Here is a 10,220-nt window from a genome sequence, read left to right on the forward strand (position 1 = left end):
AGAGCCACCCTACCTACGTATCGTTGCTTGCAACCGATCTCAGCAACCGATCTCAGCGTCGTGATCACTGCAACCGATCTCATTAATAGCCAAAGCAGCGCATCCGCCTCCGGGGAGTTTGTCGTCAGGCATACCTTCGAGCGGGAGACAGGCGGACAAGGGCTCGCACTGCGTCGTTTCGGTTGTCCCGAATATTCCAATACCCTTACCCAGCAAACGTGAAAGTTTGGAGAGTTCAATGAAGACCTCAAAAGAAGCCGTCGGCAGTCCGGACCCTTCGGAGCTTCCCGAAGTGTCGGAGCCCCCTCGCCGCACCGTCAATATGGTGGCCGGCACGATCGGCCACTTCGTGGAGTGGTACGACTGGTACATTTACGGGCTGCTGGCAGCGGTGTTCTCGGGACAGATATTTCCAAGCGATTCCCCGTTCGCCTCCCTTGTCGCAGCACTGCTCACCTACGCGGTCGGGTTTGTTGTACGCCCGCTCAGCGGAATCATCATCTCTCCACTGGCCGACCGCTTCGGCCGGCGGCTCATCCTGACCCTGTCCATCTCCGGCATGGCCCTCGGTGCTCTGATCATCGGCCTCACACCGTCATTTGCGACGATCGGCTACGCAGCACCGATTCTCTTCCTGGTTGCACGCATCCTCCAGGGAATCTCGGCCGGCAGTGAGGCGCAGAGCGCCATCGCATTCATGGTTGAACACGCTCCCGCGAACCGAAGGGGCCTGTTCGGTTCGTTCTCCAACATGGCAAGCGGCTTCGCGACCCTCGCCGCCACCGGCGCCGCGGCAATGGTGACATCATCCTTCGCTCCAGCCGACCTCGCCGCCTGGGGTTGGCGCATCCCGTTCGTCGCGGGGGGCATCCTCGGCGTCGTCGGCCTTATCTTGAGGGCCCGGGCCGAAGAGACCCCTGAGTTTGAGGCAACTGCCCTCGTCGATCAAAAGTCCGCGCCGGCCCGCCTGATGGACCTGCTTCGCGAGCACCCGAAGGCTCTGCTCCAGGCAGCAGCGCTCTCTGCACCGGCCGTGGCCTACTACACCTGGGCCACCTTCCTCCCCACCTACGCCAAGCTGACCACCGGCCGGGACCTGTCCTCCACCCTGGCCGGCAGCGTTATCGGACTGGCCTTGCTGGTTATCATCGTGCCGATTTGCGGTGCGCTCTCCGACCGCCTCGGCCGACGCAAAATCTTCCCCATCATCGGCGCCATCGGCATGATCGTCCTCTTCTACCCCTTGCTCCTGCTGCTGAACCAGCCAGGCTTCGGCGTGTACGTTCTGGTATCGGCGTCCGGGTGGGTGGTCCTCGGTATCTGGCAGTCGGTCTACCCAACCATCCAGGCCGAACTGTTCCCAGCTGCGGTACGGGTATCGGGCATCGGGTTCGCACACCAGATCGTCATCGCCGTCTTCGGCGGCACCGCGCCACTGATCGCCGCCGCATTCGTCGGTTCCGGACATCCCATGTACGTCGCGGTCTACATGATCGCCATTGTCGCCCTCTGCCTCGTCGTCTACTTCACGCTGCCGGAGACCGGCAACCGCGGTGACCGTGCCACGGTGGCGCTTGCTGACCCTGAAGTACTCGAAGGCGAACACCTGGTCTCGAGCCCCTCAACGGCCACCGACGAGGCAAAGCGTTCCCGGTAGGCACGCTGGTACCAAGTAGCCGTGACGGCTCGACTAGGCAAAAAGGGGATGTCTACCCCGAGTCTCTTCGAGCCGTCCGGCTCGCACTTGCGATCCCTCCGCAGGATCGAAACTCACATTGCATTAGAAATGAAACACATTTTCTCCATAGGTGAAGAACAGAAAGGATGCCTTCAAGTGAACCAAATGATCATTAACACGTTTTCCTATCTATGGTCATCTACGGCAATTGATGCGATAGCCGAACTTGTCGACAACGGGTACAAAACGTTCGAAGTTCCAGTCAGCTCTCCGCACTGCTGGCCGGATGAACTACCAGACTCCGAGCGCACGGCAATCAAAGCAAGACTGAACCAATACGGTGCCAAAATCAGGTCCTTGAACGCTGGTGGATATGACATCAACCTGGCGAGCCCCGGCGCCAACATGCGCCGCAAGAGCATTGATCACATCAAGTCAGTGATTGACCTGGCTGCCGCCTGGGATGTATCCGAGGTTGTCATATCCCCCGGCACACGCCGCCCAATGATTTCACCTTCACTGGAGAACACCTACGGATGGATGTACGAGAGCCTGGAAAGTCTCATCCCACTCGCCAAGCAGGGTGGCACACGACTGCTCTTTGAAAACACACCGTATTGTTTCACCCCTACCATCCAAGACCTGGCAGGTGTCGTCAGCACAATCAACGACGATGCGGTCAAGATCGTTTACGACGTCGCCAACGCCGCTTACATCGGAGAGGATCCCGTAGTAAGTCTGCGCGCGCATCACAAGTCCATCGGACTCGTGCACATTTCTGATACCGGAGCGGACAGCTGGGGTCACGACCCTATCGGAACGGGAGTCATCGATTGGGATGGGCTGGGTGACGCCGTCAAGGACACGTGTGGCGTCAAGAATGTCGTTCTTGAGATCATCCGTGAGGAGAACCCGGTTCAGGAATTTTCGAAGGCAATGCAGGACCTCAAGAACCACGGATGGGAGCTGGAAAGTTAACTCCAGCGCAGGAAACCCAGCTCCACATAGAATTTTCCAATCATATAAGCAACTTGCATTGTTAGAAGTGAATTTTCAATGCGAATCAACCTTTAAGAGGAGTTTGTACAAATGAAGGCATTGGTCAGTGGCGGAAGTAGCGGAATCGGCGCAGCGGCATCCCTGAGATTAGCGGAGGCGGCTCTTGCACGTGGTGTGCACCCGATGATTGCCGTGTGCGGACACGAATCCAACAGCAGCCAAGACCAGGTTGTTCGTTCAATCCAGGCAATTGGAGGCACCGCCATTGCATTGGCAGGTGATCTCGGGGATCCCGATGTACCAGGCCAACTGGTCGGAGCTGCTGTAGCAGAATTCGGCGGCCTGGACGCGTTGGTAGCCAATGCCGGAATCGCTAACCCAGGAGCCCTATGCGATCTTTCCGTTGAGGACTGGGACGGAATGTTCTCCGTCAACCTCCGCGGCTCTTGGCTTCTTGCCAAAGCGAGCTACCCGCACTTGAAGGACAGCCATGGCGCCGCCTGTTTCACGTCCTCCATGTCCGGGCAGCAACCCCATGCGGGATCAGGCGCTTACAGCCCAAGTAAAGCTGCGTTGACGATGCTGGCCCAGACGCTCGCATTGGAATGGGCGCCCGACGGCATCCGCGTCAATGTGGTCTCCCCAGGCATGACTCACACACGGATGACGGAAAAAATGTACGAAGATCCCAAAATCAAAATGGCGAGGGAGCAAATTATCCCGCTGGCAAGGATCGGAGATCCCATGGATATAGCAAACGTGATCGAATTCCTCGTAAGCCCTCTGGCGGGTTACGTCACGGGACAGGATATTTGCGTCGATGGTGGCTTCTCAAAGTCCATCCTTAGTCATATCCCGGGCCGGCCAAGCTCGAAGTGATAGGCCAGATTCATGCTCGTATCCGGTGAAAGTATCCTAGCCGCGGGGCAGAACAAACGGTCCACCGTTGTGCACCGTTGGGAACGGCAGTTCCAGGCAGTTGCAGCAACTCCGCATACGGGAACGGATTATTGCGTTTGGGGGCCGTCCAACTCGGCCGTAGCGTCATGGGCCCGCAAAAGACATCGCGGGTCCATGACGACGTTGAGACCGTACTGCCGAGTGGTGTTCAACAAGGTCCCATGAGACATTGCCGTTCACTCTTGGGCCTGAGCAGAGGCTGCCGGAAGAATCATTCGATGGTCTTGTTGAACCTCATCCAATCGGCAGTACGCAAGGAGGAAGCTTGTATATGGCGAAAAGCGTTTTAGACGGCACAGAATGGACCGCAACAGAATTTGCGGTGCTTCGTCCGGAAAAGCAGAGAGCAACTCGCCAGGAATTGGCTTGCCTGTCTTGTGGCGGCCGCGCGGTGTTCCGATCAGGACCGAAGCGCCAGCCATCATTCGCCGCTCGACACCGGCGAGACTGCCATTTGGTCTCGCGGCCATGGAGCGCCTTCAATTTCCTTGCAGAAGCACAACACCCCTGTAGCGCGCTGGTACACCTACCGCCGGAGCTTGACCTGGACACCAGGCCGGCCACGTCTTTTCGCACGGATGTCGCCGCCCTCACGCTGAACAACCTCTGACAACACGCACACGGCCCTCAGATCGGAAGACGGCTTTGAGTCTCATAAAGGACACCTGGCGACGAATCCTAGGGTTATAAGACTGAGTGAGGGACTACTGCGGAGGAGCGCTTTCTTCACGTGTTCTCTGACCTGGCCGCAGCCGGCCTGCAGGGACGCCTGCCCACTTCTTTCCCCCGTTGTATTTCCGCTGTAGCCGCCGTAGCTCACGTAAGGTGGATGTTTCCACAAGCGCCGTGATTGAGGGGTAGCCCTCAAGCTGGCCGACGGCTTGGACGGCCGCACGGATCTGGTCCGCATCGTCTTCCGTGAAGTATGGGGAGACGGTCTTGGATTTCTTAGGAATCGGCATTTCTCCCCTTCCCCGCTGCGACGGATCCTTTGCAACATTTACCACGCGGGAGGTTCTGCGGTGACGCCGGCGATGTGGACTCGGCCGCCAGGGTTGGCTCTGGTGCCGAACCAGGCATCATCGTCCGCGAATTCTCGTGGGCTGACGGTGAACTCATCTGCCGGGTGGGTACCGTCCATTACCGCATCCTCGGTCCGTCGGTTCACAGCGGATGACCCTTCACTTTTCGTGAACTCACGGGAAATGTTCGTGTACCGCAGTGACGGACCGATCTCGTCCACTTCGAGCTCAATCAAGGTGCGCTTCTCGCCTTCCTTGGTTTCGTAGGAACGGGACTTCAACCGGCCGGTGACGATGACGCGCATGCCCTTGGTCAGTGACTCCGCCACGTTTTCTGCCGCTTCCCGCCAGACACTGGCACGGAGGAAAAGTGTCCCGCCGTCCTTCCACTCGTTGGATTGCTGGTCGAACGTCCTGGGCGTGGAAGCGACGGTGAAGTTCGCAACCGCCGACCCGCTCGGGGTGAACCGCAGCTCGGGGTCGTTGGTGAGGTTGCCGATGACTGTGATGGTGGTTTCGCCTGACATGGTTTCGTCCTTTTCTCTGGTTTCGTTCTGGCGGATTAGTTACTGGGCGTAAGAGCTGTGTAGTTCATGGCGGCGGTGACGAGCTTGTGGGTGCCGAGAGCCCGGTTGCCTGGCACTCCAGCCGGTTACGCACCATGCACGGCACTAGAACTATTCCGGAAGACCCTCCAGAGCTCTAGAGAATGTCCAATTCTGCAAGTCGACGTCGACGCCTAGAGTCCTCTTGTCATGAGCAACGTGGGCCATCCCATTCACTAGGTTCCGAACCAAAGCGACTTTGGCAGCTTTTTGTCCCAGAGACCATCGGGATTTTTGGAGCCTACGGTTCGGCTCCGCACACCATTTCAGGCACTCGGTCACGTGAAGGCCAAAGAGCTGACCAGGGCCAAGGTTCAGAGAGCAGACATCCGTGACAAAGCAGGTACCCATAACCATGAGAAATTCGCCCGCGAAGGCCACCAGCCCCGCCATCAAACTCGAAAATGTGGAAAAGCGATTTGGCGACCACGTGGTCCTGAAGCAGGTGTCCCTTACTGTTGATGAGGGCCAGGTGCTGGCCTTGATTGGCCCCAGCGGTGCCGGCAAGAGCACCCTCCTGAGGTGCATCAACTTGCTCGAGCGACCAACAGCCGGGACTATCACAGTGGACGGCGTAACGGTTGAGACCGACCACAAAGTTAGCGCCAGAGAGCTGGCGGCCCTGCGCTCCCGCGTCGGCATGGTTTTCCAGTCATTCAACCTTTTCCCTCACATGACGGCCCTTCGCAACATAGCGCTCCCGCAACAGCGGGTGCTGGGCCGGAGCAAGGAAGAGGCAGAGGAACGAGCACACACATTGCTCAAACGCGTGGGGCTTGCTGATAAGGCACTACAGTATCCAGGACGCTGCTCAGGAGGCCAGCAGCAGCGCATCGCGATTGCACGGGCGCTGGCACTCGATCCGAAGGTCATGCTCTTCGACGAGCCAACATCTGCCCTGGACCCGGAGCTCGGCCTTGAGGTCCTAAAGGTCATGCGTGAGCTGGCGGACGAGGGTATGACCATGGCTATCGTGACCCACGAGATGCAGTTCGCGCGGGACGTAAGCGATCATCTCGTGGTGATGAGTGACGGCGCCATCACCGAAGAAGGCGACCCCCAGGAAATATTCGCTGCTCCCCAGCAGCAGCGAACACGCGACTTCCTCCGGGCAGTATTGGACCGTCGATGACGGGGAACGTGTGGGCATTCGTGGCCCAGGGTGTGTCCGCCACAGCTCAACTCACGGTCCTCGGTTTCGCCTTAGGAGCCGTGTTGGGTCTTCCTCTGGTGGTCATGCGGGCTGCACCCGTAGGGCCGGTCCGCTGGATAGGCAGAGGGTTCATCGAGCTCGTTCGGGGGGTCCCGTTGGTAGTTTGGCTCTTTCTCATTTACAACGGACCGACACAGTTTGATCCACGGTTGGGTTCAGTCTTTACCTCCGGAGCTTCGGCCATCGCGGCAATCGGATTGGTATCGGCCGCCCATATGGCTGAAATTTATCGCGGATCGCTAAAAGCCATTAACCAATCCCAGTGGGAAGCTGCGGACGCATTGGGTATGCCCCGGCTGGACACAGCAACCAAAGTCATCGGTCCTCAAATGATCCGTGTTGCCGTGCCTGCCTCTGCGGCATATGCGATTGGCCTCATCAAGGACTCATCCCTTGCGTCCACCATCGGCGTCTTCGAAATCACGTATTACGCAAACACCGCGGCAGGATCTACCAGTTCCGCACTGCCATTTTTTATCGCCGGTGCATACTACGTTGCCCTCACGATCCCTTCAGCATGGGCGGCACGGCGCCTCGATAACCGGTTACGTCGAAAGGTTGCCCGATGAATGAGATTTGGAATGACTTCATGACATACCGGTCCGAACTTATTGATGGGCTTGGAGTGAGTATTCGCCTGGCACTTCTGACCTTTGCCATAGGACTCCCCGCCGGGCTCCTGCTGGCGGTTGCGAGTTTTAGCCGGTCCAAAGCAGTCCGCATCACGGCTGTTGTCCTGGTGGAGATCGGCCGGGGAACGCCGGCCCTGGTAATGCTTCAGCTCGTGTATTACGGGATTCCGGTCACTTTGACCGGCTTCCTCTCAGCAGGAATTGCTCTGGCACTGACCACCGCCGCTTACACCAGCGAAATCATCCGAGGTGGCCTGCAAGCCGTTCCGGAGGCGGAGATTGAAGCCGGCCAGGCTCTGGGACTCAAGAACTTTCACATCATGCGCGACATTGTGATCCCTCAAGGCCTGCGGATCGCAATCCCACCCTTGCTGGGCTTCTGCATCATTATCTTCCAAGCCACGTCACTGGCGTTCACTATAGCCGTGCCGGAGCTTCTGGCTCAGGCAAAATCCATCGCGAACGTTAACTTCCACTACTTCAACGTTTTCGTGATTGCTGGCCTTCTCTATGCCGTGATCACGGTCCCGGCAAGCCTTATGACAGACCGTCTGGAACGGAAAATGTCTCGCCATCTTCAAATGCAATAACCCACACGCACTGCAAACAAGGAGATACACACATGCGCAAAATCGCTGCTCTAGTAGGAACCACGCTTCTTGCAGTAACCGCTCTAACTGGATGTGCCCTGGATTCCGCCAGCGCGCCGGCGAAGGCGGATTGCACGCCCGCACACTCGGGTCTATCTACCGTGAGCAAGGGCGTGCTCTCAGTATCAGCAGCTACCCTGCCGCCTTTCACACAGGTGGACGGCACGAAACTGGCAGGGGCAGAAGGCAAGATCTTGGACAAGATAGCAGCCATGGAATGCCTGACCCTTGCTGCCCAGCCGCTCGACACAGCCTCCGTCATCTCATCGGCACAAAACGGGCGGGTAGACGTCGCTGCCGGTAACTGGTACTGCACAGCAGAACGCGCCAAGGCAATGTCCCTGGCAGGCCCCGTCTACGGTGACCAAATCGGCATCCTCTCCTCCTCCGGAGCCAAAACGTTCTCCGAGCTCGAAGGCAAGACTGTCGGAACAGTGGACGGCTATCAGTGGAACGCTGAATTCAAGACTCTTTACGGCGCAGGCCTAAAAACCTACCCCAATGCGACCGCCATGATCAGCGATCTCAAGGCCGGGCGTATCGATGCGGCCGTTGACTCTTACGGTTCAGCTAAATATTCCAACGCGCAGAATAGTGATAAGTGGAAGGTCGAGGTCCCTGAACCCGACAAGCGGGTGGCGTCCAGCGTAAATCCTGCCCAGGTCTGCTTCCCGGTTCCAAAGTCGAACGAAACGTTGGCCAAAGCGATCATCAGCGATCTCGAGAAACTTCGTTCTGACGGAACTTTGGCGGACATCCTGGGGGACAACGGGCTGGACCGATCAGCCGCAGATGTGAAAGAACTCCAGTTAATCAGCTGATTTGCCATGGGGATAATGTTTCTTGTCACCCGACGAGAGAGTGCGGTGGTGGAGAGAATAGCAGCCTCTCCACCACCCGGATCCGGTGACGCCGAGGCCACGAAGCTCGGCGCAGCAGCGTCACTTTCGCCGTCATCCCGTTGATGGCCCTCTCAGCCTCGGCACACAGGCACGGACGCGCTGACGATGATGTGGCACGCGTTGTCGGCATCAGCGGAAAGCAGGACCTCTGCCGACGGCGGCTCCTGTCAGCCGCACTGAGGATCGGTCACGGCCTGTAAGAGCCTGTTCCTAAACCCCGAAAGACCTGTGACTGGGCCGTGAGTCGGCGTGGCGGCCTTTAACGCAGTGGAACTCCTGTTAATCCGGTGATTGTTGACGTCGCCGGTTCCCAGGAGTTCCTTCGTGCTAGTTTGCCGTACCCATGATGAAAGCGCCACCGGGCGACGAGACTCACCAATAGTGCTCGCGAAACGGGGTGCATGCCTCATTTGAGAAACGCTCGCGAAATCAGGGTCTGTCAGATTAACGGTGGGTCTGGCCTGGCTTGTGGTTAGTTGATTCTGCCCTCGAATGCGATCGCGAACGCGTTCAAGGCCGGCTTCCACCTCGTGGCCCATCGTGCCCGGCCCTGCCCTGTGGGGTCAAGGGAGCGGGTCACGAGGTAGAGGCATTTCAGCGCCGCAGCGTCGTTTGGGAAGTGGCCCCGCGCCCGCACGGCACGCCGGTAGCGGGCGTTGAGGGACTCGATGGCGTTGGTCGAGCAGATCACCCGCCTGATCTCGGCGTCCCAGTCCAGGAACGGCGCGAACTCGGCCCAGGCGTTGCGCCAGAGCCGTCCAATCGCCGGGTATTTGACCGCCCATTTAGCCTCGAATTCTCCGAAACGCTCCTTCGCGGCGGCCTCGGTCGGGGCGGTGTAGACGGGCTTAAGGTCCCGGGAGAGCTCGTCCCAGTGCTGGCGCGGCGCATAGCGGAAAGTGTTGCGGATCAAATGGATCACACCCGTCTGAACCGTGGCCTGCTCCCAGACAGTGGTGATGGCCTCGGGCAGGCCCTTGAGCCCGTCGCAGACCGCGATGCACACGTCCTCCACACCGCGGTTCTTGATCTCGGTCAGGACCCCGAGCCAGTACTTCGCTCCCTCCCCGCCGTCTCCAGCCCAGATCCCGAGGATGTCGCGTTCGCCGTTCACGGTGACGCCCAGCACGACGTAGAAGGGCTTGTTGCGCACCTGCCCATCGCGGACCTTGACGTGGATCGCGTCGATGAAGACCACCGGGTAGACGCGGTCCAGAGGCCGGTTGGCCCATTCGGCCATCTCCTCCGAGACCTTCTCCGTGATCCGGCTGAGGGTGTCCTTGGAGACCGTGACGCCGTAGACGTCGTCGAAGTGCGCCGCGATTTCTCCGGTTGTCAGGCCTCGCGCGGTCAGGGACAGGACGACCTCGTCGATCCCGTCTAGGCGGCGCTGGCGTTTCTTCACGATCCGCGGCTCGAAGCTGCCCTCCCGGTCCCTGGGCACATCGACCTGAACGGGGCCGACCTCCGTGAACACGGTCTTGGACCGGATCCCGTTGCGCACGTTCCCGCTTTCGGCCGGCCCGTGCCTCTCGTGGCCGAGATGCTCCGTGATCTCC

General features: G+C 59.1%; 10 protein-coding genes. 7 read left to right on the forward strand and 3 right to left on the reverse strand.

Annotation, left to right across the window (positions count from 1 at the left end; all coding sequences use genetic code 11):
* Positions 1–238: 238 nt before the first annotated feature.
* The 3 genes from J7I85_RS07590 to J7I85_RS07600 all read left to right on the forward strand — a co-directional run bounded on the left by J7I85_RS07590 (position 239) and on the right by J7I85_RS07600 (position 3,556).
* Positions 239–1,657 carry an MFS transporter gene (locus tag J7I85_RS07590; protein WP_214849055.1) on the forward strand — a complete coding sequence of 473 codons (1,419 nt, stop codon included), beginning with the start codon at positions 239–241 and terminating at the stop codon, positions 1,655–1,657.
* Between the two features lie 186 nt (positions 1,658–1,843).
* Positions 1,844–2,656: a sugar phosphate isomerase/epimerase gene (locus tag J7I85_RS07595; RefSeq protein ID WP_251024059.1), complete on the forward strand. Its 813-nt coding sequence runs from the start codon at positions 1,844–1,846 to the stop codon at positions 2,654–2,656.
* A 111-nt stretch (positions 2,657–2,767) separates the two neighbouring features.
* Entirely contained in the window at positions 2,768–3,556 is a 789-nt protein-coding gene (locus tag J7I85_RS07600; protein ID WP_214849060.1) for an SDR family NAD(P)-dependent oxidoreductase, read from the forward strand.
* A 785-nt stretch (positions 3,557–4,341) separates the two neighbouring features.
* Here J7I85_RS07600 and J7I85_RS07605 read toward each other — a convergent pair.
* Both J7I85_RS07605 and J7I85_RS07610 read right to left on the reverse strand, forming a co-directional pair.
* Positions 4,342–4,599, reverse strand: a complete 258-nt coding sequence (locus J7I85_RS07605; RefSeq protein ID WP_214849063.1) for a hypothetical protein — start codon at positions 4,597–4,599, stop codon at positions 4,342–4,344.
* 38 nt (positions 4,600–4,637) lie between these two features.
* Positions 4,638–5,186 carry a single-stranded DNA-binding protein gene (locus J7I85_RS07610; RefSeq protein ID WP_214849064.1) on the reverse strand — a complete coding sequence of 183 codons (549 nt, stop codon included), beginning with the start codon at positions 5,184–5,186 and terminating at the stop codon, positions 4,638–4,640.
* 433 nt (positions 5,187–5,619) lie between these two features.
* Here J7I85_RS07610 and J7I85_RS07615 point away from each other — a divergent pair, with 433 nt between their 5' ends.
* From J7I85_RS07615 to J7I85_RS07630, 4 genes are read left to right on the forward strand one after another with little or no spacing between them, the layout of a single operon-like run.
* Positions 5,620–6,396, forward strand: a complete 777-nt coding sequence (locus J7I85_RS07615; protein ID WP_214849084.1) for an amino acid ABC transporter ATP-binding protein — start codon at positions 5,620–5,622, stop codon at positions 6,394–6,396.
* Positions 6,393–7,046 (forward strand): amino acid ABC transporter permease, encoded by a 654-nt coding sequence (locus J7I85_RS07620; protein WP_251024056.1) that lies wholly within the window; start codon positions 6,393–6,395, stop codon positions 7,044–7,046. The genes J7I85_RS07615 and J7I85_RS07620 overlap by 4 nt, the downstream gene beginning before the upstream one ends.
* Positions 7,043–7,699 (forward strand): amino acid ABC transporter permease, encoded by a 657-nt coding sequence (locus J7I85_RS07625; protein WP_214849073.1) that lies wholly within the window; start codon positions 7,043–7,045, stop codon positions 7,697–7,699. Before J7I85_RS07620 ends, J7I85_RS07625 begins: the two co-directional genes overlap by 4 nt.
* Before the next feature lie 32 nt (positions 7,700–7,731).
* The gene (locus tag J7I85_RS07630) at positions 7,732–8,580 is read left to right on the forward strand and encodes an ABC transporter substrate-binding protein (RefSeq protein WP_214849076.1); all 849 of its coding nucleotides are present in this window, start codon (positions 7,732–7,734) and stop codon (positions 8,578–8,580) included.
* A gap of 553 nt (positions 8,581–9,133) precedes the next feature.
* Here the strand turns inward: J7I85_RS07630 and J7I85_RS07635 are convergent.
* The coding region (locus J7I85_RS07635) for an IS256 family transposase (protein WP_214849080.1) at positions 9,134–10,220 on the reverse strand (1,087 nt) is incomplete at its 5' end.

It is taken from the genome of Arthrobacter sp. ISL-65 (assembly GCF_018613795.1).
Classification (GTDB): Bacteria; Actinomycetota; Actinomycetes; order Actinomycetales; family Micrococcaceae; genus Arthrobacter.

Bases quoted from the DNA above. Each gene is read 5' to 3' on its own strand.
- J7I85_RS07620 (WP_251024056.1), top strand. From the start codon at position 6,393: ATGACGGGGAACGTGTGGGCATTCGTGGCCCAGGGTGTGTCCGCCACA.
- J7I85_RS07605 (WP_214849063.1), bottom strand. From the start codon at position 4,599: ATGCCGATTCCTAAGAAATCCAAGACCGTCTCCCCATACTTCACGGAA.
- J7I85_RS07590 (WP_214849055.1), top strand. From the start codon at position 239: ATGAAGACCTCAAAAGAAGCCGTCGGCAGTCCGGACCCTTCGGAGCTT.
- J7I85_RS07610 (WP_214849064.1), bottom strand. From the start codon at position 5,186: ATGTCAGGCGAAACCACCATCACAGTCATCGGCAACCTCACCAACGAC.
- J7I85_RS07625 (WP_214849073.1), top strand. From the start codon at position 7,043: ATGAATGAGATTTGGAATGACTTCATGACATACCGGTCCGAACTTATT.
- J7I85_RS07615 (WP_214849084.1), top strand. From the start codon at position 5,620: ATGAGAAATTCGCCCGCGAAGGCCACCAGCCCCGCCATCAAACTCGAA.
- J7I85_RS07630 (WP_214849076.1), top strand. From the start codon at position 7,732: ATGCGCAAAATCGCTGCTCTAGTAGGAACCACGCTTCTTGCAGTAACC.
- J7I85_RS07595 (WP_251024059.1), top strand. From the start codon at position 1,844: ATGATCATTAACACGTTTTCCTATCTATGGTCATCTACGGCAATTGAT.
- J7I85_RS07600 (WP_214849060.1), top strand. From the start codon at position 2,768: ATGAAGGCATTGGTCAGTGGCGGAAGTAGCGGAATCGGCGCAGCGGCA.